The sequence below is a fragment of the Breoghania corrubedonensis genome (assembly GCF_003053845.1).
In the GTDB taxonomy this organism is placed as follows: domain Bacteria; phylum Pseudomonadota; class Alphaproteobacteria; order Rhizobiales; family Stappiaceae; genus Breoghania; species Breoghania corrubedonensis.
The window spans coordinates 38531-60495 of the sequence record NZ_QAYG01000011.1 but is presented as its reverse complement, the minus strand read 5'-3'; the positions used below and the strand labels follow the sequence as shown (position 1 = coordinate 60495).

General features: G+C 64.9%; 19 protein-coding genes. 13 read left to right on the top strand and 6 right to left on the bottom strand.

All coding sequences use genetic code 11. The features are described from left to right. Window positions 1–22: 22 nt before the first annotated feature. Both C8N35_RS20605 and iolG read right to left on the bottom strand, forming a co-directional pair. Window positions 23–1153 (bottom strand): Gfo/Idh/MocA family protein, encoded by a 1131-nt coding sequence (locus C8N35_RS20605; RefSeq protein WP_107991627.1) that lies wholly within the window; start codon window positions 1151–1153, stop codon window positions 23–25. An 18-nt stretch (window positions 1154–1171) separates the two neighbouring features. After that, entirely contained in the window at window positions 1172–2170 is a 999-nt protein-coding gene (gene iolG, locus C8N35_RS20600) for an inositol 2-dehydrogenase (protein WP_107991626.1), read from the bottom strand. 115 nt (window positions 2171–2285) lie between these two features. Between iolG and C8N35_RS20595 the strand changes: the two genes are divergently transcribed. The 8 genes from C8N35_RS20595 (at window position 2286) to iolB (ending at window position 12123) form a co-directional block, all read left to right on the top strand. Then, a complete protein-coding gene (locus C8N35_RS20595; protein WP_245926889.1) occupies window positions 2286–3122 on the top strand; it encodes a MurR/RpiR family transcriptional regulator in 837 nt (278 codons plus the stop codon). 210 nt (window positions 3123–3332) lie between these two features. Further along, the gene (locus C8N35_RS20590; RefSeq protein WP_107991625.1) at window positions 3333–4289 is read left to right on the top strand and encodes a sugar ABC transporter substrate-binding protein; all 957 of its coding nucleotides are present in this window, start codon (window positions 3333–3335) and stop codon (window positions 4287–4289) included. Window positions 4290–4670: 381 nt separating this feature from the next. Further along, window positions 4671–5813: an ABC transporter permease gene (locus C8N35_RS20585; protein WP_107991624.1), complete on the top strand. Its 1143-nt coding sequence runs from the start codon at window positions 4671–4673 to the stop codon at window positions 5811–5813. A 1-nt stretch (window position 5814) separates the two neighbouring features. Further along, window positions 5815–6594 (top strand): ATP-binding cassette domain-containing protein, encoded by a 780-nt coding sequence (locus C8N35_RS20580; protein WP_107991623.1) that lies wholly within the window; start codon window positions 5815–5817, stop codon window positions 6592–6594. 10 nt (window positions 6595–6604) lie between these two features. Continuing rightward, on the top strand, window positions 6605–8542 hold the full coding sequence (locus tag C8N35_RS20575; RefSeq protein ID WP_107991622.1) for a bifunctional 5-dehydro-2-deoxygluconokinase/5-dehydro-2-deoxyphosphogluconate aldolase: 1938 nt from the start codon (window positions 6605–6607) through the stop codon (window positions 8540–8542). Between the two features lie 4 nt (window positions 8543–8546). Then, window positions 8547–10376: a 3D-(3,5/4)-trihydroxycyclohexane-1,2-dione acylhydrolase (decyclizing) gene (gene iolD, locus C8N35_RS20570; protein ID WP_107991621.1), complete on the top strand. Its 1830-nt coding sequence runs from the start codon at window positions 8547–8549 to the stop codon at window positions 10374–10376. Between the two features lie 29 nt (window positions 10377–10405). Beyond that, entirely contained in the window at window positions 10406–11317 is a 912-nt protein-coding gene (gene iolE, locus C8N35_RS20565) for a myo-inosose-2 dehydratase (RefSeq protein WP_107991620.1), read from the top strand. After that, complete coding sequence (gene iolB, locus C8N35_RS20560) at window positions 11317–12123, top strand: 5-deoxy-glucuronate isomerase (protein WP_107991619.1); 807 nt, start codon at window positions 11317–11319, stop codon at window positions 12121–12123. Before iolE ends, iolB begins: the two co-directional genes overlap by 1 nt. A 97-nt stretch (window positions 12124–12220) precedes the next feature. Here the strand turns inward: iolB and hpaH are convergent, their stop codons facing one another. The 3 genes from hpaH to hpaE form a co-directional block, all read right to left on the bottom strand. Further along, a complete protein-coding gene (gene hpaH, locus C8N35_RS20555; RefSeq protein WP_107991618.1) occupies window positions 12221–13021 on the bottom strand; it encodes a 2-oxo-hept-4-ene-1,7-dioate hydratase in 801 nt (266 codons plus the stop codon). Then, the gene (locus C8N35_RS20550; RefSeq protein ID WP_428977131.1) at window positions 13015–13881 is read right to left on the bottom strand and encodes a fumarylacetoacetate hydrolase family protein; all 867 of its coding nucleotides are present in this window, start codon (window positions 13879–13881) and stop codon (window positions 13015–13017) included. Before C8N35_RS20550 ends, hpaH begins: the two co-directional genes overlap by 7 nt. Window positions 13882–14200: 319 nt before the next feature. Continuing rightward, window positions 14201–15706, bottom strand: coding sequence for a 5-carboxymethyl-2-hydroxymuconate semialdehyde dehydrogenase (hpaE, locus tag C8N35_RS20545; RefSeq protein ID WP_107991616.1), 1506 nt, complete (start codon window positions 15704–15706; stop codon window positions 14201–14203). A gap of 107 nt (window positions 15707–15813) precedes the next feature. On the opposite strand from hpaE, the gene hpaR reads away from it, so the two are divergent. After that, a complete protein-coding gene (hpaR, locus tag C8N35_RS20540) occupies window positions 15814–16263 on the top strand; it encodes a homoprotocatechuate degradation operon regulator HpaR (protein ID WP_107991615.1) in 450 nt (149 codons plus the stop codon). 20 nt (window positions 16264–16283) lie between these two features. Here the strand turns inward: hpaR and C8N35_RS20535 are convergent, their stop codons facing one another. Then, on the bottom strand, window positions 16284–16982 hold the full coding sequence (locus tag C8N35_RS20535) for a type 1 glutamine amidotransferase (RefSeq protein ID WP_107991614.1): 699 nt from the start codon (window positions 16980–16982) through the stop codon (window positions 16284–16286). A 350-nt stretch (window positions 16983–17332) separates the two neighbouring features. Here C8N35_RS20535 and C8N35_RS20525 point away from each other — a divergent pair, with 350 nt between their 5' ends. The 4 genes from C8N35_RS20525 to C8N35_RS20510 are packed head-to-tail and all read left to right on the top strand — an operon-like array spanning window position 17333 to window position 21931. Continuing rightward, window positions 17333–19195, top strand: a complete 1863-nt coding sequence (locus C8N35_RS20525; RefSeq protein WP_107991612.1) for a TackOD1 domain-containing metal-binding protein — start codon at window positions 17333–17335, stop codon at window positions 19193–19195. Continuing rightward, window positions 19192–20454 carry a glycosyltransferase family 2 protein gene (locus C8N35_RS20520; RefSeq protein WP_107991611.1) on the top strand — a complete coding sequence of 421 codons (1263 nt, stop codon included), beginning with the start codon at window positions 19192–19194 and terminating at the stop codon, window positions 20452–20454. The genes C8N35_RS20525 and C8N35_RS20520 overlap by 4 nt, the downstream gene beginning before the upstream one ends. 2 nt (window positions 20455–20456) lie before the next feature. Next, window positions 20457–21563 carry an HlyD family secretion protein gene (locus C8N35_RS20515; protein WP_107991610.1) on the top strand — a complete coding sequence of 369 codons (1107 nt, stop codon included), beginning with the start codon at window positions 20457–20459 and terminating at the stop codon, window positions 21561–21563. After that, the gene (locus C8N35_RS20510) at window positions 21560–21931 is read left to right on the top strand and encodes an Hpt domain-containing protein (RefSeq protein ID WP_170122199.1); all 372 of its coding nucleotides are present in this window, start codon (window positions 21560–21562) and stop codon (window positions 21929–21931) included. The genes C8N35_RS20515 and C8N35_RS20510 overlap by 4 nt, the downstream gene beginning before the upstream one ends. The last annotated feature ends 34 nt before the right edge of the window (window positions 21932–21965 follow it).

The window sequence follows — 21965 nt, the reverse complement described above, 5'->3', positions numbered from 1 at the left end:
TTCCCGAAAGCCTCGCGTCCGGTCAAAGTCGCACGCGCACGTCGTCGGCACTTGCCCGTGCGATCGCGTGGATCACCTCCTCGAAGGCAAGGGCATCGCTGAAATCAGGATAGGCAGCTCGTGCGTGCGCAATGCCGGAAAGGAAGGCGTGCGCCTCGATCACCTTCAGGTCGTTGAAGCCGAGCTGGTGGCCGGCGGAGGGCACGAACCGGCCATAGGGCGGATGGGCAGGGCCGGCGAGAATGGTCTTGAAGCCCTGCTCCGCTCCCTCGCCCCGGTTCTGGAAGAGCCGCAACTCGTTCAGCCGTTCCTGATCGAAAACGATCATACCCTCGGTGCCGTGGATCTCGAAACCGATGCGGTTCTTGCGGCCCCAGGCGCTGCGCGAGGCGAGAAGCACGCTGTGGACGCCGCTGCGGAAGGTGACGAGCGCGGAGGCGATGTCCTCGTTCTCGACCCGACGGCGCTCATCGCCGCCCTCCACCGGGCGCGTTTCGTGGACCGTCCGCATTTCGGCGACGAGGCTTTCAACCGGGCCCATCAGATGGGTGGCGATGGAAACCAGATGGCAACCGAGATCGCCCAGGCAGCCAAGCCCGGCATCCGCAGTCGTGGCGCGCCAGGTCCAGGGCGTCTCGGGGTCTGCCTGATAGTCCTCGTCGACGACACCGCGAAAATGGATCGGGCGGCCGATGGCGCCGGCTTCCAGCAGACGGCGGGCCTCGGCGATCATGGGATTGTGCAGGTAGTTGTAGCCGACGATGGTACGGCCGGGCGCGGCGGCGGCCGCATCCGCCATTTCCCGGGCGTCCGCAAGTGTCAGCGCCATCGGCTTTTCCAGATGGACATGCTTGCCGGCGGCAAGGGCTGCCAGCGCCATTTCCTTGTGCAGCCGGTTGGGCGTGGTGATCGAGACGATATCGACGGCCGGGTCCGCCACGAGCGCCCGCCAATCGTCGGTTGCACGGGCAAAGCCGAACTGGTCGGCGAAGGCGGCAGCCTTTTCGTCCGGCACCTCGCACAGAAGCTCCAGCCTCACCGGTGGCACATCGCCAAAGATGCGGCGCACCGCGCCATAAGCGAGCGCGTGGCACTTGCCCATAAAGCCGGTGCCGATGAGGCCGACACCAAGCGCCCCGTTTCCTGTCGGCATGGTCAGTCCTCCCGACGTTCAGATTTCGTTCGTTCGCACGGTCCGCCCTTCCGTGATGGAGCGGGCGGCGGCCTCCGCGATGACGAGGGCCCTGAGACCGTCATCGCCGCCGGGGCTCGGTGCCCGGCCGCTTTGTACGAAGCCGACGAAGGCTTCGATTTCGGCGGCGTAGGCCTTTTCGTAGCGGGTCATGAAGAAGTCGTGCAGCGGCGGTGCGCAAAAGCCGTCGCCGGTCGCGGTAACGACGGACACCGGCCGCTCGTTTGCGACCGCGACCATGCCTTTCGAGCCCAGCACCTCGGCGCGCTGATCGTAACCGTAGGTGGCGCGGCGGGAATTGGAAATCGAACAGTGCCGGCCCGACGCCGTGGTCAGGATGATCGAGGCGCTGTCGTAATCGCCAAGCCGGCCGATCTCCGGGTCGGTCAGGACCGAGGCGCTGGCCTGCACAGCCTCGATCTCTTCGCCCAGCAGAAAGCGCGCCATATCGAAATCATGGATGGTCATGTCGCGGAAGATGCCGCCCGACGAGGCGATGTAGGCGGGCGGCGGCGGCCCGGGATCGCGCGAGACGATCTGCACCATTTCCACCGTGCCGATCGTCCCGGCCGCGATCGCATCGCGCGCGGCGCGAAACTGCGCGTCGAAGCGGCGCTGGAAGCCGAGCATCAGCGTCGCGCCCTCCCCCTCCACCACCTTCAGGCAGGCGCGCACGCGCTCAACCGACAGATCGACGGGCTTTTCGCAGAAGATCGCCTTGCCGGCCCGCGCGAACCGCTCGATCAGGTCGGCATGGGTGTCCGTCGGGGTGCAGACGATCACCGCATCGATGTCCGTCGCGACCTCGATCGCGGCGACGTCGCGCACCTCGGCGCCATAGGCGGAGGCGAGCGCGGTGGCAGCCTCGCCGAGCGGATCGGCGACGGCGAGAAGTCGGGCGCCTGCGACGGCGTTCACCGCTCGGGCGTGGACCTTGCCGATACGGCCGGCCCCCAGCAGGGCAACGTTGAGCGTCATGATGCGAACTCCTCCCGCGGCACTTTGGCTTTTCAGGGCCCCGACCTCGCTCTTCGGGCCCCTTGCCAATTTGGAATAAAAATTCCAAAATCATCTTCAATGGAATAAGTCAAGCATGAACTGGACGGGAATGCCCGAAGATCTCACCCCCACCTCCATCGAAGCCGTGCTGGAGCGGCTCAGCGAGAAGGCCGAAACGCTGCCCCGGCGGCTGAAGCAATGCGCGGATTATGTCGCCGCCAACCCGGACCGCGTCGCCGTTTCGACGGTGGCGGAGCTTTCGCAGGCGGCGGGCGTGCAGCCCTCGGCCTTCATGCGGTTTTGCCAGGAACTTGGATTTTCCGGCTTTTCGCAGATGCAGAAGGTATTCCGCTCCGACCACGCAAGCCGCTGGCCGGATTATCGCACGCGGTTGGCAGCCTTGCACGAACACGGCACTGAATCGCCCTTCGCCCTGCTGGCAGAATTCGTCGAAGTGGGGCGGATGTCGCTTGAAAACCTGATGACGTCGGTCGATCCGGCGGCGCTCGAAGAAGCGGTGACACGGCTTGCGGCGGTGCGCACGATCCATCTCGTGGGCTTCCGCCGTGCCTTTCCCGTCACCTCCTATTTCAGCTACGCCTTTGCAAAGATGCAGGTGCCCGCCATCCTGCACAGCGGGCTCGGCGGCATGGATGCATGCGATACGATCAGGCCGGGCGACGCGGTCATCGCGGTCTCCTTCGCCCCTTATACCGAACGCACGATCGAGATCGCGGGCGAGGCGAAGGCGCGCGGAGCGGACGTGATCGCCATCACCGATCTGGTCACGAGCCCGCTCGTGCGGCTCGGCGCCATCCCCCTCCTTGTGACCGAGCTCGATGTGGGCGCCTTCCGGGCTCTTTCCGCCTCGCTTTCGGTGGCGATCGTGCTGGCCGTGGCGGTGGGCGCGGCGCGGGAAAAGGAGAAATAGAAAATTTTCATTGCAGTGAATTGCGAATGGAATTTATATTCCATTTAGACGATTGACAGACGGCAAGCGGCACATTGCGCCACGCATCGACGTTGCGTCACATAATGTCCGGACGCGCAGGGAACGCGCCGGATCACGCTTTCAAGGAGTGCAGAGCGACGGCCGGCGACGTGGGAGGTTGCCGGATCATGAAACCGGGAGGAAAACCAGATGAAGAAGATGCTTTTCGCGGCGGCCACGGCCGCCATCGCCTTCACGGGCGCCTTCACGGGGATTTCCATCCCCGCCGCGCATGCGCAAGGCGAGCGCTACGTGTTCGTCAGCCATGCGCCCGACAGCGACAGCTGGTGGAACGTCATCAAGAACGCCATCAAGGTGGCGAGCGACGAGATGAACGTGGAGGTGGAATACCGCAATCCGCCGACCGGCGATCTTGCCGACATGGCCCGCATCATCCAGCAGGCATCCGCTTCCAACCCCGACGGCATCATTTCCACCATCGCCGACTATGATGTGCTGTCCGGTCCGCTGTCGGATGCGGTGGCCAAGGGCATTCCGGTCATCACCGTCAATTCGGGAACCGAGGAACAGTCGAAGAAGATCGGCGCGCTGCTGCATGTCGGCCAGCCGGAATATGATGCCGGCTTCGGCGCCGGCGAAAAGGCCAAGGCGGCGGGCGTCACCTCGTTTGTCTGCGTCAACCACTACATCACCAACCCGGCCTCGGTGGAGCGCTGCCAGGGCTATGCGGACGCGATCGGCGTGAAGCTCGGCGGCCAGATGATCGATTCCGGCCTCGATCCGTCGGAGGTGAAGTCGAAGGTGATGGCCTACCTGAACGCCCATCCCGACACCAACGGCATCCTGACGCTCGGGCCCAATTCAGCGCACCCAACCATTGCCGCGCTGGACGAGATGGGCAAGTCGGGCACCATCCACTTCGCCACCTTCGACCTGTCGTCGCAGATTTCCGAGGCGATCAAGTCCGGTGTGATCGCGTTTGCGATCGATCAGCAGCCGTTTCTGCAGGGTTACCTGCCGGTGGTCATCCTGACCAACCTGACGCGCTACGGCGTGGTGCCGGGCAACTCGATCAATTCGGGGCCCGGCTTCATCACCAAGAGCAACATCGCGCTCGTCGAGGAACTGGCGGGCCAGTACCGCTAGGGGGGCTCAAGGGGGTGCGCCCGACCGTGATGATCGGCGCCTTGCCGAGCGTCGCCCCGAGCGTCTCGTGCGGAAATGCTAACAGGCTCCTTGGCTCAATCTCTCACCGTCATCCCGGGCTCCGACCCGGGATCCATTCCGTGGTGCCTCCTTACAGGAGGAGGCAGGAATGTCGGGAGAATTCGCCAACTCGTCGTGCTGGGAAATCACGGCATGGATTGCCGGTCGAAGCCGGCAATGACGTGGAGAGTTTAAGCCGGAGAACTGACTGCCATTTCCGGGCCAGACACTGAGAAGACCGCGAAGCGGTCGTCTCACAGGATAAGCTGCATTATCCCGCCGCGGGCGGGACATCCGGAAACCCTCTCCAGGGAGAACGCCATGTCCACGGCAGACGGCCGCTCGGTCGAACAATTGCGCGACGAGGCACGCGACGAACGCGTGCGCGAGATGTCGCGTTTCCGCAAGGCGCTCATCCGTCCGGAACTCGGCGCAATCTGCGGTACCATACTGGTGTTCGTGTTCTTTCTCTCGATCGCCGGCGACAGCGGCATGTTCGCGCCCGAGGGCATCCTCAACTGGGGCACGGTTTCGGCCCAGTTCGCCATCATTGCGGTCGGCGCCTGCCTGTTGATGATCGCCGGCGAGTTCGACCTTTCCGTCGGCTCGATGATCGGGTTTTCCGGCATCGTCATCGCTCTGCTGACCGTTCAGGTCGGTCTGCCGGCGTGGGCCGCGATCCTGATCGCCTTCGCGCTGGCGATGGCGATCGGCGCCTTCAACGGCTACCTGGTCATCCGCACCGGCTTGCCATCCTTCATCGTCACCCTCGCCTTTCTCTATATCCTGCGCGGGCTGACGATCTTCATTTCCATCACGACGACGCGAAAGACCATCATCGGCGGCGTGCGCGAGGCGGCCGAGAGCGATCCCATCGCCTGGCTTTTCGGCGGCAAGGCCTTTCACGGACTGTTCGTCTGGCTGAGCCAGCACGGCATCGTCGGCACCTTCGTGGCCGGCCCCAAGGCCGGGCAACCCGTCATCGAGGGCATTCCGATGCTGATGGTGTGGGCGCTGGTGCTGATCGTGCTCGGCCATCTGCTGCTGACGCGGACGAAATTCGGCAACTGGATCTTCGCCGCCGGCGGCGACGCGCAGGCTGCACGCTATGTCGGCGTGCCGGTCAACCGGGTGAAGATCTCGATGTTCATGCTGACCGCCTTCTGCGCGACCGTGTTCGCCACCTGCCAGGTGATGGAATTCGGTTCGGCGGCCGCCGACCGCGGCCTGCTGAAGGAATTCGAGGCGATCATCTCCGTTGTCATCGGCGGGGCGTTGCTGACCGGCGGCTACGGCTCGGTGGTGGGCGCGGCACTCGGCGCGCTGATCTTCGGCGTGGTGCAGCAGGGATTGTTCTTCGCGGGCGTGGAAAGCTCGCTCTTCCGGGTGTTCCTCGGTGTCATCCTGCTGCTCGCCGTCATCCTCAACACCTACATCCGCCGCATGATCACTGGGGAGCGCTGACATGACCGCACCGCTGATCGAACTCGTCGACATCGCCAAGCACTTCGGGCCCGTGATCGCGCTCAACGGCGTCACGCTCTCAGTCGAAGCCGGCGAGTGCCATTGCCTGCTCGGCGATAACGGCGCCGGCAAGTCCACCTTCATCAAGACCATGTCCGGCGTCCACAAGCCGAACCGGGGCGAGATACGCGTCGATGGAGAGGTGGTGAGCTTTTCCAGCCCGCGCGATGCGATGGCGGCCGGCATCGCCACCGTCTACCAGGATCTCGCCATGATCCCGCTGATGTCGGTGACCCGCAACTTCTGGATGGGGCGCGAGCCGGAGCGGAAATTCGGCCCGTTCAAGCTGTTCGATTTCGCCACCGCCAACCGCATCACCATGGAGGAGATGGCGAAAATGGGCATCCATCTTCGCTCGCCCGACCAGGCGGTGGGCACGCTGTCGGGCGGCGAACGGCAGACGGTGGCGATCGCGCGCGCCGTCCATTTCGGCGCGAAGGTGCTCATTCTGGACGAGCCGACCTCGGCGCTGGGCGTGCGCCAGACGGCCAACGTGCTCGCCACCATCGACCGGGTGCGCAAGGCCGGCATCGGGCTCATCTTCATCACCCACAACGTGCGCCATGCGCTCGCGGTGGGCGACCGCTTCACCGTGCTCAACCGCGGAAAGACGCTGGGAACGGCACGGCGCGGCGAGATCGACGCGGAGGCGTTGCAGGACATGATGGCCGGCGGGCGGGAACTGGCGGAACTCGCCGGCTCGCTCGGCGGCACAGTGTGAGGGGCGGGCAATGACGATCAGGACGCTCGACGTCATCACCATCGGTCGTTCCTCCGTCGATCTCTACGGCGCGCAGGTCGGCGGACGGCTGGAGGACATGGCCTCCTTCAACAAGTATATCGGCGGCTCGCCCACCAACATGGCCACCGGCACGGCCCGGCTCGGGCTGAAATCGGGGCTGATCACCCGCGTCGGCGACGAGCACATGGGCCGCTTCGTGCGCGAGGAACTGATCCGCCACGGCGTGGACGTTTCCGGCGTCGTCACAGATCCGGAGCGGCTGACGGCGCTGGTGCTGCTCGGCATTCGCGACGAGAGCCGCTTTCCGCTGATCTTCTACCGCGAGAACTGCGCCGACATGGCGTTATGCGAGGACGATATCGATCCCGCGTTCGTCGCCTCCGCCCGCGCGGTGGTGGCGACGGGCACGCACCTGAGCCATCCGCGCACCGAAGCCGCCGTCCTCAAGGCGCTCGGAATCGCCCGCGAGACGGGCGCGCGTACCGCGCTCGACATCGACTACCGGCCGAACCTTTGGGGGCTTTCCGGCCATGGCGACGGCGAGAACCGCTTCATCGCGTCGGATGCCGTGACCGCCCGGCTGCAGGCCACCCTGCCTCTTTTCGACCTGATCGTCGGCACGGAGGAGGAATTCCACATTGCCGGTGGTTCGACCGACACGGTTGAAGCGCTCAGGGCCGTGCGCGCGCTGACAAAGGCGACGCTCGTGTGCAAGCGCGGGCCGATGGGGGCGACCGCTTTCACCGGCGCCATTCCCGATACGCTGGACGAGGGCATTTCCGGTCCCGGTTTCGCAATCGAGGTCTTCAACGTGCTGGGGGCCGGCGACGGATTCATGTCGGGGCTTCTGAAAGGCTGGCTCACCAACCGCGACTGGGTGACGAGCCTCACCTACGCCAATGCCTGCGGCGCGCTGGCGGTCTCCCGTCACGGCTGCACGCCCGCCTATCCAAGCTGGGAGGAATTGCAATTCTTCCTGAAACGCGGGATCGAGACGCCGGCACTGCGCAAGGACATGGCGCTTGAACAGATCCACTGGTCGACCAACCAGCACCGCGACTGGCCCGAGCTTCGCGTCTTCGCCTTCGACCACCGCATGCAGCTTGAGGCGATGGCGGACGACGCGGGCGTGCCGCACGCGCGCATCGGCCATTTCAAGACGCTGTGTCTGGAAGCCGCGCTGAAGGTTTCGGACGGGCGGCCCGGCTACGGCATCCTGTGCGACGGCCGGCTCGGGCGCGAGGCACTCTTCCGGGCAGCCGGTTCGGGGCTGTGGATCGGTCGCCCGGTGGAATGGCCGGGCTCGCGGCCGCTGTCACTGGAACCGGAGCTTGGCCCGGATTTCGGCGGGTTGGCCGAGTGGCCAGTGGCGCATGTCGCCAAGGTTCTGTGCTTCTATCATCCGGACGATGCGCCGGAACTGAAGGCCGCGCAGGAGGAAACCCTGCAACGCCTCTTCGCCGCCACGCGCCGCAACCGTCTGGAACTGCTCGTCGAGATCATCGCGTCGAAAGCCGGACCCCTCGGCGTCGAGACGACGGCGGAGGTGATCGAGCGACTGTATCGCCTCGGCATCCATCCCGACTGGTGGAAGCTCGAACCGCTGAAAAGCGAGACGGCCTGGGCTGCGGCCTGCGATGCGATCATCCGAAACGATCCACACACACGCGGCGTCCTCGTCCTCGGCCTCGACGCGCCGGAGGCGGAGCTTGCCGCAAGTTTCGCCAAGGCGGCACGCTTCGATCTCGTGAAGGGCTTTGCCGTCGGGCGCACCATCTTCGGCGAGACCGCACGCGGCTGGCTTTCGGGCGGGATCGATGACGCGCAGGCGGTCGAGACCATGGCCGCGCGCTTTGCGGGCCTCTGCTCGATCTGGGACGATGCCCGCGGGAAGAATGCCATCCTCAGGGAAACGGAAGGGGCCTGAACCGATGCGAACCATCCGCCTCACCACCGCCCAGGCGCTCGTGCGCTATCTCATCGCCCAGAAGAACGGCGACGGCGATCCGCTCATTCCCGGCTGCTGGGCGATCTTCGGCCACGGCAACGTCGCCGGCCTCGGCGAGGCGCTGGCGGAGGCCGGTGACGCGTTGCCGACGTGGCGCGGCCACAACGAACAGGCGATGGCGCACGCGGCGATCGCGTTTGCCAAGGCGAGGAACCGGCGCCAGGCGATGGCGGTGACGACCTCCATCGGCCCCGGCGCGACCAACATGGTGACGGCGGCGGCGCTCGCCCATGTCAACCGCCTGCCGGTGCTGCTGCTGCCTGGCGACGTCTTCGCAACCCGTGCGCCCGACCCGGTGTTGCAGCAGATCGAAGATTTCGACGACGGCACGGTTTCCGCCAACGACTGCTTCCGGCCGGTGAGCCGCTATTTCGACCGTATCCAGCGCCCCGAACAGCTTGTCACCGCCCTGCCACGCGCGATGATGACGCTGAGCGATCCCGAACGTTGCGGGCCGGTGACGCTCGCCCTGTGCCAGGACGTGCAGGCCGAGGCCTTCGACTATCCCGAGAGCTTCTTTGCCGAAACGGTCTGGCGGATGCGCCGGCCGCGCCCCGATACTGCCTCGATCAACGAGGCGGCCAAGGCCATACGGGCGGCGCGGCGACCGCTCATCGTCGCCGGCGGCGGCGTTCACTATTCGCGCGCCTGCGACACGCTTCGCGCCTTCGCCGAGGCGCACGGCATTCCCGTGGCCGAGACGCAGGCCGGCAAGTCCGCGCTTTCCTGGGATCATCCGCTCAATCTCGGCTCGATCGGGGTGACGGGTTCGGCGGCGGCGAACACGGTTGCGGCCGAGGCGGACCTGGTCATCGGCATCGGCACACGGTTCCAGGATTTCACCACCGGTTCGTGGGCGCTGTTCAGGCATCCGGAGCGGAAGATCGTCTCGGTCAACATCACCGCCTTCGATGCCGGAAAACATGGCGCGCTGGCGCTCGTCGGCGACGCGAAGGCGACGCTTTCGGATCTGGGAGAGGCGCTTGGAAACCATCGCGCGGAGCCGCCCGATGCCGCGCTGAAGGCCGCGTGGCTGGCGCAGGTCGATGCCGCGACCGCGCCGCCTTCCGGCAATACTATGCCGAGCGATGCGCAGGTGATCGGCGCGGTGCAGCGCGCGACCGGCGACGACGCCGTGCTGGTGTGCGCGGCCGGCGGGCTGCCGGGCGAGTTGCACAAACTGTGGAAGGCGGCGCGGCCGAACGGCTATCATCTGGAATACGGCTACTCCTGCATGGGCTACGAGATCGCCGGCGGGCTCGGCACCAAGATGGCACTGCCGGCGCGCGAGGTGGTGGTCATGGTCGGCGACGGCTCTTACCTGATGATGAATTCCGAGCTTGCGACCTCCGTCATGCTCGGCCTCAAGATCATCGTCGTGCTGCTCGACAATCGCGGCTTCGGCTGCATCAACCGGCTGCAGGCGGCGACCGGCGGGAGGCCGTTCAACAACCTGCTGCAGGACGCCCGCCACGCAGTCGAAAGCGAGATCGATTTCGCGGCCCATGCGGCGGCACTCGGCGCTGCGGCGGAGAAGGTATCGGGCATCGCGGAACTGGAGGAGGCGATGGCGCGGGCGCGGGCGGGCGAGCGCTCCACCGTCATCGTCATCGACACCGACCCGATGCCCTCGACCCAGGCCGGCGGGCACTGGTGGGACGTGGCGGTGCCGGAGGTTTCCGAGCGCCGGGAAGTCACCGAGGCGCGCGCGGCCTACGAGACGCAGCGGGCGCTGCAACGCGCGGCCGACTGACGGCCGCGACAGAAAGGGAGGAGGCGCGCATGATCCTTTACGGCACCAATCCGATTGCCTGGTCGAACGACGACGACCGGAGCCTCGGCGCCGATATTCGGTTGGAGACCTGCCTGAAGGAGACCGCCGAGATCGGTTTCGACGGCATCGAGAAGGGGCACAAGTTCCCCGCCGATGCCGACACGATGAGGACGACGCTTAAGCCTTACGGACTGCAATTCGTCTCCGGCTGGCATTCGCTCAATCTTCTGAAAGGTTCGGCGGAGGAGGAGAAGGCCGCGATCCAGCCGCATCTCGATCTCCTGAAGGGGATGGGTGCGCGCGTCTGCATCGTGTGCGAGACGTCGAACGCCATTCACGGCAACGACGCCGTCGGCCTCAACGACCGGCCGCGCCTCGATGACGGCGACTGGCAGGATTTCGGCCGTGCGGTGGAGGAGGTCGCGGCCCATTGCGCCGACCAGGGCGTCATGCTCGTCTATCACCATCACATGGGAACGGTGGTGGAGAGCGCGGCGGAGATCGACCGTTTCATGAGCGTCACCGGGCCGACGACGAAACTGCTGCTCGACACCGGACACGCGTTTTTCGGCGGCGGCGACCCGGAGGCGCTGGCCCGCAGGCACATGGCGCGTGTCGCCCACATCCATGCCAAGAACGTCCGCCCGGAGGTGATGCGCGAGGTCCGCTCGCAGAACCTGTCGTTCCTGGAAGGGGTGCGCCGCGGCGTCTTCACGGTGCCCGGCGATATCGAGGGCGGTGTCGCCTTCGGGCCGGTTCTCAAGGTCGCGGCCGAGCACGGCTATTCCGGCTGGCTCGTCATCGAGGCGGAACAGGACCCAATGGTGCGCAACCCGCGCCACTACCAGTCGATGGGCCTCAAGGCCCTGAAGGAAATGGCCCGCGCCGCGGGCCTCGACCGCCAGCAGGGAGCCGCGTGATGTCACGTCTTCTCGTCAAGCCGCACGAAACCTCCGGCAAGGTTCACGACATCACGCCGCATAGCGCCGGCTGGGGCTATGTCGGGTTCGGCCTTTATCGGCTGAAGCCCGGCGAACTGGCAAGCGAACAGACCCGGGGCCGGGAAGTGATCCTGGTGCTGGTGGAGGGCAAGGCGGAGATTTCGGCGGGCGGCACCGATTTCGGCCGGCTAGGCGCGCGGATGAACGTTTTCGAGCGCACGAAGCCGCATTGCGTCTATGTGCCGAACGGTTCCGACTGGCAGGCCCATGCGACGACGTCCTGCACGCTGGCGGTGTGCTCGGCGCCGGGCAAGGGCGGCCATCCGGCGCGCGTCATCGAGGATATCGGCTTCGAGGAACGCGGAAAAGGTGCCAATACACGTTTCATCCATCCGATCGCGATGGAGGACAAGGACATCGCCGACAGCCTGCTGGTCACGGAGGTGTTCACGCCGGCGGGCAACTGGTCGTCCTATCCGCCGCACCGGCACGACGAGGACGCCTTTCCCGAGATGACCTACCTGGAGGAGACCTACTATCACCGCCTCAACCCGGCGCAGGGCTTCGGCTTCCAGCGGGTCTATACCGAGGACGGCACGCTGGATGAGACGATGGCGGTATCGGACGGCGACGTGGTGCTGGTGCCCAAGGGCCACCACCCCTGCGGCGCGCCCTATGGCTACGAGATGTACTATCTGAACGTGATGGCCGGGCCGTTACGCAAATGGCGCTTCAGGAACCACCCCGACCACGACTGGATCGCCCGGAGGGATGCGGGCGGGTAGACCGTTTCGCGGCCTGACGGAAGCGGATTGGCGCTGCCAAAGCCCGGCATCTATCCGTTTCCGGCAATTGGGCACGCGCGCTCGCCGCGTCGAGCGGTCAGTCGAAGCGGCAGCTCACCTGGCCGAAGGCGCCGTAATCGGCCTCGATGAGCGTGCCCGCAGGGCATTCCAGCGGGCGAATGAAGGAGCCGGACAGGATCACCTGCCCCGCCTCGATGCGCTGGCCGTACATCGCCATGCGCGCGGCCAGCCAAACGATGCCGGTAACGGGATCGTTCAGCACGCCGGCGCCGAGGCCGGTTTCCTCCACCATGCCGTTCGCCTTGACGATCGCACCGACCCAGCGCAGGTCGAAGGCGTCGGGCGCATGGCGTTCCCGGCCCAGCACGATGCCGGCATTGGCGGCGTTGTCGGCGACCGTATCGACAATGGTGCGGCTCGCGCCGGTTTCAGTGTCCTTGCGCAGGATGCGGGTATCGAGGATCTCCAGCGCGGGGACGACGCATTCGGTTGCCGCCAGCACCGCCTCGCGCGTCACCGCACCGTCGAGCGGCGCCTTCATCACGAAGGCGATCTCCGCCTCGATGCGGGGCTGGATGAAACGGCCGGCGGGAACGGCCGTGCCGGTCGAAAACTCCATGTCGTCGTAGAGCACGCCGGAATCGGGCGTATCGATGCCGAGTGCGGTCTGCATGGCGCGCGACGTGAGCCCGATCTTCCAGCCGATGATGCGCCGGCCCTCGCCGAGCTTGCGGGCGATCTGGGCGGTCTGGATGGCGTAGGCGTCATCGAGCGTCATGCCGGGATGGGCAATGGAGAGAAGCCCGATCTGGCGATGCGTTGCTTCCGCCCGCAGGAGCGCGGCGGCCGCGCCATTCACGTCTGCCTCGCTCAGCATGCCTCGTCCTCCACGCCGTTCTTCAGGATACCGATCCCCGCGGCCTCCACCTCGATCACGTCGCCCGGCTTCAGCCACACGGGCGGCTCGAGCCGCGCGCCCGCCCCCGTCGGGGTGCCGCAGATCAGGATGTCGCCGGCAACGAGCGCCGTGAAGGTGGAGACATAGGCGATGATCGCGCGGAAATCGTGGATCATGCGCGAGGTGCGATCGTTCTGACGAACCTCGCCGTTGACGCGGGTGGTGAGCTCCACGTCATCGAGCTGTGCAGCATCGCGAAACGGCACCAGCCACGGACCAAGCGCGCCGGAGCGGTCCCAGTTCTTGCCTTGCGTGACGTTGAACTTGGCGTGGCGCACCCAGTCGCGGATGGTACCTTCGTTGCACAGCGTCAGCGCGGCGATGTGGTCGTAGGCGTCGTCCCGGGCGATACGGCGGCCGGCCTTGCCGATGACGATCGCGATCTCGCCCTCGTAATCGAGCTGCTCCGATTCCGGCGGGCGGACGAGGTTCGCCCCGTGGCCGATGAAGGAGCCCGGAAAGCGGACGAAAAGCGACGGGTTTGTGGGCGCGGCCTGCCCGTCCCTGTATTCGGCGTTGCGGTCGGGATAGTTGACGCCGACGCAGATGATCTTTTCGGGGCCGGCGAGCGGCGGCAGGAATTCGACCGTTTCGAGCGGCCATATGGCGGACCGGCCGGCACCGGCGGCCGCGACCTCCTCCAGCGCACCGGCCGCGATCACCTGTTTCAGGCCGGCAAAACGCGCGCCGAATTCGGGCGTGAGATCGATGAGGCCAGCATCGGTGACGAAGCCGTAGCGCGGGGAGCCGGCGGCCCGGAAGGCGGCGATGCGGGGTATGTCGTCGGTCATCAGGTGTTCCTCCCTCTGTCCGGGCTTTGCCGGTGGTGTTTGCAGCTTGCACCATCTTCCTCATTTCGGACCGGGCACGCGCGGCAGCGCGTGTCGAGAGATCCGGAATCCAGAAGTCAGTCGGCGCGCCAGCGCCGTCCTTGAACTTCATGTGGCCTCAGCGCGGCTCCGCCCTTGATATGGGCGCTGGTCGCGCATCAGGTGCGTTCGGCCCTTCTTTCGCTGGATCCCGGATCTTTCGATACGCGCTTTGCGCGCACTCGGTTCGGGATGACGGCGGAGAGATTTTGCCGAAATCTATTTGGGTTCACGCGCCCATCCTGGCGATCTTGTGCTGCCCCGTCGCAAACGCGATGTTCTTCTGTTCCATGTAGAAATCGAACGACCATTGTCCGCCGTCGCGGCCGATGCCGCTCGCCTTCATGCCGCCGAAGGGGGTGGGCAGGTGGCGGACGTTTTCCGAATTCACCCAGATCATGCCCGCCTCCAACGCCTCGGAAAAGCGCAGCGCACGGCTCAGATCGTTGGTCCACACATACCCCGTCAGGCCATAATCGACGTCGTTGGCGATCGACAGCGCCTCTTCTTCGCTCGAGAACCGGATGGAGGTGAGCACGGGGCCGAAGATCTCCTCGCGCGCGATGCGCATCGACTGGCGGGCGCCGGTGAAAAGCGTCGGCTTCACGTACCAGCCCTTGCCCGAAACCGCCTCGCCGCCGGCCGCGATCGTCGCACCGTCCTTGCGGGCGATGTCGAAATAGCCGGTGACCTTGTCGAAATGGCTGCGGTGGATGAGCGGGCCCAGCTCGGTAGCGGGATCGAGCGGATTGCCGATGCGGATGCGGTTGACGCGGGACGCGAGCCTTTCCTCGAATTCGTCCGCGATGGTGTCGTGCACCAGAAGCCGCGAGGACGAGGTGCAGCGCTCGCCGTTCAGCGAATAGATCATGAAGATCGCTGCATCGAGCGCGCGCTCCAGATCCGCATCGTCGAAGACCACGACCGGGTTCTTGCCGCCAAGCTCGAAATGGCAGCGCTTCAGCGTGTCCGCCCCCTGCTTCATGATCATCGAGCCGGTGCGGCTTTCGCCGACGAAGGCGATTGCCTTGATGTCCGGATGTTCGGTGAGCGCCTTGCCGGCGGTTTCACCGAAGCCGTTGACGAGGTTCCACACGCCCGCCGGCAGGCCCGCCTCGTGGGCGATCTCGGCCAGGATGCGCGCCGTCACGGGGCTGAACTCGGCCGGCTTGTGGACGATGGGGCAACCGGCGGCGAGCGCGGGCGCGATCTTCCAGGTCGACAGCATGAAGGGCGTGTTCCACGGCGTGATGACGCCGACCGGACCGATGGGCACCCGGCCCGTGATGTTGAGATGGCCGGGGCTCGGCAGGGACTGGCCGTCGCGCGCGCCCGGCGCAAGGTCAGCGTAGTAGCGGAAGTTCTCCGCGCCGCGCAGCGCCGCCTTGGACATGAAGCGGTAGGCCTGGCCGGTGTCCCAGCATTCGCAAAGCGCGATCTCATCGGCGCGTTCCACGATCAGGTCGGCGATGCGATGGAGGGTCTTCTTGCGCTGCGCCCCGCTCATTGCCGCCCAGCCGGCGAAAGCCGCCCTGGCAGCCCTGGCGGCGGCGTCGATGTCGTCAGCGCCGCCTTCAGCCACTGCGGAAATGAGACTGTCGTCCACGGGAGAGCGCGTCTCGAAAGTAGCCCCGCCCGCCACGTCCTTTCCATCAATGAGATTGGCGATACCGTTTTCGCGAAAGCGCACAAGATACGCCTCAAGCCGAGCCCGATGGGTCTCAAGGTCGCTCATCCCGGATCCTCCCTATTTGATTGCTTTGTTAACAAATTGGTTGGATATGTCAATTGGTACGAAAGTCGGGTCTTGTGAAACCGGCAATTTTCCGGGATTGCTTGGAAATGTCAGAAGAACGCCCCACCCTGCGCACGACCGCGCGATCGCTCCCCATAGCGCTCTTGCGCGCGCGAGAGACCGTCATGGGCCCCATCCGCGAGATGCTGGCGAAAAGCGGTATCAGCGAACAGAAATGGCGGGTGCTGCGCGTGCTCGACGAGGTTGGCCCAGTCGAGCAGACGGCGATCGCGGATGCCGCCTGCCTGTTGCTGCCGAGCCTGACGCGAATTCTCTCTGCAATGGAAAAGGACGGCTATCTCGTGCGGCGCACGGACGATACCGACCGGCGCAAGTCCATTGTCGAGCTGACGGAAGCAGGGCGCGCGCTGATCGCGCGACACGCGGAGGAAAGCAACGCGATCATGACACGGCTGGAGCGGCGGTTCGGCGAGGGAAAAGTGACCAAACTGCTGGATCTTCTGGACGAGTTGCGCGCGAGCGGATCAGAGCGCTAAGGCCCGCGAAAGGCTTTCCCTCAAAGGCGGAACGACGGGTCCTTGAGGAACTCGCGCATCAGTTGAGCGATGTAGGAGCGGTCCAGCGGTGTATCTCGAAGACGCTGGGCAACAGCGGACTGAAGAGGCTCGGGCAGCGATGCGCCACGCTCCTCCAGCAAGGCCGCAGTATAGACCGCATCGAATTCCGGGTGCGGCTGGAACGTGAGCACCCGGCCCGGCTCGAACATACCCGCTACGGGGCAGTTCTCGCCCGAGGCGAAGACCTCCAGCCCCTCCGGCACGCGGGTCACCTGATCCCGGTGCCAGGCGTTGACGGTGAAGTTCTTGCCATCGGGCCCGCGATAGGTCTGTGGGCCGGCGATCCACCCCGTCTCGGCCAGCTTCACCTCGCCGCCCAGCGCGCGGGCGATGATCTGGTGGCCAAAGCAGATGCCGACGAGCGGCAGGCCGGCTTCGTGCGCGGCGCGGATGAAATCCTCAAGGGGATCGCGCCAGGGGTGGTCCTCGTAGGCGCCGTGGCGCGAACCGGTGATGAGCCAGCCATCCGCCGCGTGGACGTTGTCGGGCAGCTGTCCGCCTTCCACATCAAAACTCAGATACGTGAATTCGGTCTCACCCAGCAGCGCGCGGAAGCACTGGTCGTAGTCGCCCATGCCACGCAAGGTTCCGTCCGGAGCGTGCCCGGGCTGCAGGATACCGATGGTCTTCTTCGTCACGTCTCACATGCTCCGCTTTGAAGGCCACCGGCCGCTATCCGGTTCGCCCGCTCGGCCAATAGCACACGCACGGCGATCGACGCCAGAAAAGTCCTCGCGCCGCACACGGCGGCGAGCGCACCACCCAACACCATATTTTTCACCTGCGCCCTGAACACCAGAATCCCCTGAAAGCTAGTATTATTCGCAATGATACCCATAGCAACATATAAATATTAACTGTCTTTCTACAGTTCGTAATAAGACGTATCCTGATTGTATACTAATATAAACTATAGTTTAACTTTATAAATATATTCATGAGAATGTTTTATAGATAGTATGACGATGAAATCAGGGCAAATGGGGCCATGTCCACCAATTCGAAGACTTCACAGTCTGCAAATCAGGGTGCGTCTGCGCGCCTGAAGCGGATCCTCATTACCGAGGATTCACCGGTCACGCAGGATATCCTCAAGCTTGTCCTGTCGACCAAGGGGCACGAGGTTCACATCGCCCATAACGGCAAGGCAGCACTGAAGATGCTGCTGGAGGAACCTTTCGACCTCGCATTGATGGACTATCACCTGCCGGACCTCTCCGGCGCCGAGGTGGTGGCCGCGTTTTTCAAGGAGCGAAGGCCAGACAACGAGCCGATCTTCATCGCGATGACGGCCGACCCCGATGCCTTCAATGCCACCGGCACAGTTCGTGACGCGTTCGTCCGGGTTTTCGCAAAGCCGTTCGACTTCAATGAACTGCTCGATTTCATGGGCACGCTCGCGACGGGCGCTCATCAACCGGCCCGGGCGAGGCGCGAGGAACACGCTGCGGGAGTCGCCCCCTCCGCGCCCGTCAACTCCCCCGCCCCGAACGCCAGCACGGCCGATGAGGAATACGAGGGCACGCCGGACCGGGTGGTTTCCCTTAGGGCACGCCCTTCCGGATACGAGCACAACCGTCCGCTTTTCTGGCCGCAGGACATCGGACCCGCCGGTTTTTCCCTGGGCGCGCGCAAGCATATGGCGTCGGGCGGCGACTACGACATGGTGGTTGTGAGCGAGCCGGCGCGAGTTGAAGACCTGCGTCATCTCTGGAGCCTCGGCGACCTCAATCTGCTGCCGATCATCGACGAAACCGGGCATCTGGGACACAAGGCCGATGTTGACCTGCCGAAGATTCCGCGAGGATCGGCAGAACGCATCGTGCAGGCCCTGGTTCAGGAGTTCGCCGAGGCGCGCGCCTCCGTCCATCTGGAGGTGCGCCAGTCGGACGATCTTGCCGACAAGCTGCTGGCGAGCCTCTATGTGCGCTCGCGCAAGCTGATGCCCGAATTCTCCGGCGCAAGCCCGCGCGGCTTTTCCTACAATGTCGCGCTGACGGAGAGCGAGGTGAGGGAACTGACCGGACGCCTGGAGACAGACAGGCTCATCGAAAAGGCCTTCGTCGACCGGCTGCACGGATGCCCGGCCTGCAATTCCGTCCGCCTCAACGTGCGCGAGGAATGTTTCGAGTGCCACTCCCCCAACCTGGAGGAGACGGCGATCATCCATCACTTCAAGTGCGCCTACCAGGGCCCCCTGCAGGATTTCAAGCACGGTTCGGACCTGGTTTGTCCGAAATGCGCGCGCGAGCTCCGGCATTTCGGGGTCGATTACGACAAGCCGGGCAACGTCGTCAGCTGCCTCGCCTGCGGCGCGTCCTCGTCGGACACGGCCGTCGGCTTCAAGTGCCTTGATTGCGGCGTCCACACAGACGGCGACGTGATCTCGACCCATGACGTCTTCAACTATGCGCTGACGGACAAGGGGCGGGCCTTCATCGAGGAAGGCTACATCGTCACCGGGGCGACGCAGAACCAGCTCAAATTCGCCGACCTGCCGCTCGATCTGGTGATCGCGCTCAACAAGGCCGCGCGAGACTATACCGAGTCCGCACGACCATTCTGCCTGGTGACCATCGGTTATCCGCAACGCCGGATCCAGCTCTCCGAGCACGGACCGAGACTGGTGGAGCTTTCGCGACGCCAGCTTGGCGAAAACCTGAAAAACTATTTCGGCGATGCCGTGACCATTCGCCAGGGAACGGACTTCGACTATCTGCTGATCGACCGTATGGCTGCCGAAAATTTCCGGGCCAACATCGAGACCTACGACGAGGCGGCGCAATCGAGCCTCAAGATCGATCTGGCGCCGCGGTTTTCCGTGTTCGGACCGGGCGAGCTGTTCGGATGAGCGATCTCACGCAAGCTCTCGACTACATCACGGCACAGAGCTTCGAAAGCCTGATGGTGCTGACGGCGGTCGTGATTATTTTCGAGATCCCGCGCTATTTCGGGCTCTTCCTGCTGGCCTTGCTCACCCCGCGCCCTCCCGGGCGATCGCTTGAGTCCACCTACAAGCACAAGGTGTCGGTCATTCTCGCAGGCCACAACGAGCGGGATTCGGTGCGCCGCTGCATCGCCTCAATGCGCGAGCAGTCGCGCCCGCCCGACGAGATCGTGGTCTTTTCCGACGGTTCGACCGACGGCATGGAGAAGGTGCTGCGCGAGCTTCTGGAAGCGGGCGAGATCGACCGGGCGCTGTGGAGCGACCTGAGAGGAGGCAAGTCGGCCGGTTTCAACATCTGCCAGCGCATGGCGAGCGGCGATATCCTGATCAACATCGATTGCGACTGCTCGCTCGATCGCGACGCCTTCCGGCGGATCGTGGAGCCTTTCGAGGACCCGGCAGTGGGCAGTGTCGCGGGCAACATCCAGGTGCGCAACGCCGGGTCCGGCCTCATCGCCACGATGCAGGCGATCGAATACATGATCACCATCGCGCTCGGCAAGCAGGGCGCGCTTGCCATCGACCAGGTGATCTGTTCCTCCGGCGGTTATTCCGCATTCCGAAAAAGCGCGCTGGAAAGCGTCGGCGGCTGCGACGCGGGCGGCGGCGAGGATCTGGATGTCACGATGCGACTTCGCGCGCGCGGCTGGAAGATCGGCTTCCGCGTCGATTCCGTCTGCTACACGGACGTGCCGGACACCTTCGCCGGGCTGGTGCGGCAGCGCTTCCGCTGGGAGCGCGACGCCGTGCGCCTGCGCTACCGCAAGCACCGCTTCAACCTCAACCCGTTCGATCCGCGCTTCCGGATCAACGAGGTGCTGCATCACCTCGAGTACCTGATCTTCAACATCCTCGCCGCCGCGATCATGCCGTTCTACCTCATCTGGCTGTTCGCCACCTACGGCGCCTTCGCCTTCGTCATCCTGCTGGGGTTGCAGGTCGTGCTGGTGCTCATCGACTTTCCGGTCTTTCTGCTCGCCGCCTGGTTGACCCCGCACGTCAAGGCGTTCCGGCTCATTCCCTACATGTTCGGTTTCAGCGTCTTCAACGGCTTCGTCATGCGGTTTGTGCGCCTTGCCGCCTATGCGGACGAGTGGGTGTTCCAATCCTCCTTCCAGGACAGCTACGTGCCGCAAAAGGTTCACGACATCAGGAGCAACTAGGCATGCGCAAACTCCGCTCGCGCCAGCGCGTCGATACCCATGTCAACGAACGGCGAACGACCAAACGCTCGCTGGGGCGGTGGATCTACCTGTTCATGCTGGCGGCGATGGGCCTGGGTATCCTCGATTATGTGTGGGGCGATCAGGTCATGCTACGCGCACCAGGGCTGGTGCTGCAGGAGCGCATCGATGTGGAGGCGCAATATGTCGGCCGGCTCGACGAGATGCCGCTCAGGATCGGCCAGAGCGTGCGCGAAGGCGATGTGCTGGGCGTCGTCTCCTCCGTTGAGATATCGGAGCGCCTCGCACAGCTCTCGCTGAGGATCGCGGAACTGACACGCGAAGCGCTGGCAAAACAGGAGGGGATGCGCATTGCGCAGGACCTCCTTCCCATCGCCAAGGTGCGCGTCAGCGAGGCGCGCGAGGTGAAGAAGAACATCAAGCAGCTCTCCAAGAAGGGACTGGCCTCCGCCGACCGCGTGCTTGAGGCGCTGACGGAGAGCAACAGCGCGGAAGAGATGCTGATCCGCCTGGAAGCGCAGATCGCCGGCCATCCGGCGTCCACCGAAGCGTTGAGGCCGGCGATCGAACAGGTTCGCAGGGCGTTCGCCAATCTCGACCGGCTCTATGACAATGGCGTGATGCGCGCGCCCGTGAACGGCATCATCGACAGCGCGATCCCCGCCCGTGGCGATGTTTTCCTGACAGGGGAAAAGATCCTCAGTCTCTATACCGGCCCCAAATACGTCCTCGCCTACCTGCCGCCGCACCATCTTTTTCCGGTCGAGGTGGGCGAAGCGGTGATGCTGGAATCGGGCCAGCGGAGCCTCGGGGGGCGTGTCGTGGAGGTTCTTCAGGTCACCGACAAACTTCCGGACGAATTCCAGAACACCTTCCAGCCGACACAGCGCAACCAGCTCGCGCGCATCACCCTTGAAGACGGGGGCAGCTTCCCGCTGCACACCAAGGTACGGGTGACGCGCCCCTTCAAAACGATTGACCGCGCGATGGCTCTGATGGGCGGCGCATGGCACTTCGCAACCAACATCTTCCACTCCCGCGCCGAGGCGCAAGAGAGGAAGGCGGACAGGAGGTCGAAAGACAGATGAAGATGAACGCGAAGGAGGAGACGGAGATCGCGAACCCGCTGAGCGAGCTGATCGAAAGGCACTGCACGACGATCCGGCAGCTGTTTGCGGAGTTCCGGGCGCACTACGTCGCGCGTTCCATCGGAGAGCCGCCGGGGCCGGAGGTGATGACCGCGTTGCACACGCTCAAGGGCAGTTGCGGCACCATCGGCTTTTCGCGGCTTCACAAGAAAGTGGCGGCATTGCACGATCAGCTCAAGGCATGGCCGCAGGCCGCGGCCCCGGGTGCCGAATACGAACGGAAAATGGCCCGTGAGGTCGCCGAGACGGCCGCGGAGGTCGATCAGGTGCGGGCCGAGGATTCCACACTCTACGGCAAGGTCTTTTGATCCCTGCACGCCGAAACGCCAGTGACCAACGACA

Excerpts from the sequence above, each read along its gene's own strand:
- C8N35_RS20605 (WP_107991627.1), bottom strand. The coding sequence starts at position 1,153 with ATGCCGACAGGAAACGGGGCGCTTGGTGTCGGCCTCATCGGCACCGGC.
- iolG (WP_107991626.1), bottom strand. The coding sequence starts at position 2,170 with ATGACGCTCAACGTTGCCCTGCTGGGGGCCGGCCGTATCGGCAAGGTC.
- C8N35_RS20595 (WP_245926889.1), top strand. The coding sequence starts at position 2,286 with ATGAACTGGACGGGAATGCCCGAAGATCTCACCCCCACCTCCATCGAA.
- C8N35_RS20590 (WP_107991625.1), top strand. The coding sequence starts at position 3,333 with ATGAAGAAGATGCTTTTCGCGGCGGCCACGGCCGCCATCGCCTTCACG.
- C8N35_RS20585 (WP_107991624.1), top strand. The coding sequence starts at position 4,671 with ATGTCCACGGCAGACGGCCGCTCGGTCGAACAATTGCGCGACGAGGCA.
- C8N35_RS20580 (WP_107991623.1), top strand. The coding sequence starts at position 5,815 with ATGACCGCACCGCTGATCGAACTCGTCGACATCGCCAAGCACTTCGGG.
- C8N35_RS20575 (WP_107991622.1), top strand. The coding sequence starts at position 6,605 with ATGACGATCAGGACGCTCGACGTCATCACCATCGGTCGTTCCTCCGTC.
- iolD (WP_107991621.1), top strand. The coding sequence starts at position 8,547 with ATGCGAACCATCCGCCTCACCACCGCCCAGGCGCTCGTGCGCTATCTC.
- iolE (WP_107991620.1), top strand. The coding sequence starts at position 10,406 with ATGATCCTTTACGGCACCAATCCGATTGCCTGGTCGAACGACGACGAC.
- iolB (WP_107991619.1), top strand. The coding sequence starts at position 11,317 with ATGTCACGTCTTCTCGTCAAGCCGCACGAAACCTCCGGCAAGGTTCAC.
- hpaH (WP_107991618.1), bottom strand. The coding sequence starts at position 13,021 with ATGCTGAGCGAGGCAGACGTGAATGGCGCGGCCGCCGCGCTCCTGCGG.
- hpaE (WP_107991616.1), bottom strand. The coding sequence starts at position 15,706 with ATGAGCGACCTTGAGACCCATCGGGCTCGGCTTGAGGCGTATCTTGTG.
- hpaR (WP_107991615.1), top strand. The coding sequence starts at position 15,814 with ATGTCAGAAGAACGCCCCACCCTGCGCACGACCGCGCGATCGCTCCCC.
- C8N35_RS20525 (WP_107991612.1), top strand. The coding sequence starts at position 17,333 with ATGTCCACCAATTCGAAGACTTCACAGTCTGCAAATCAGGGTGCGTCT.
- C8N35_RS20520 (WP_107991611.1), top strand. The coding sequence starts at position 19,192 with ATGAGCGATCTCACGCAAGCTCTCGACTACATCACGGCACAGAGCTTC.
- C8N35_RS20515 (WP_107991610.1), top strand. The coding sequence starts at position 20,457 with ATGCGCAAACTCCGCTCGCGCCAGCGCGTCGATACCCATGTCAACGAA.
- C8N35_RS20510 (WP_170122199.1), top strand. The coding sequence starts at position 21,560 with ATGAAGATGAACGCGAAGGAGGAGACGGAGATCGCGAACCCGCTGAGC.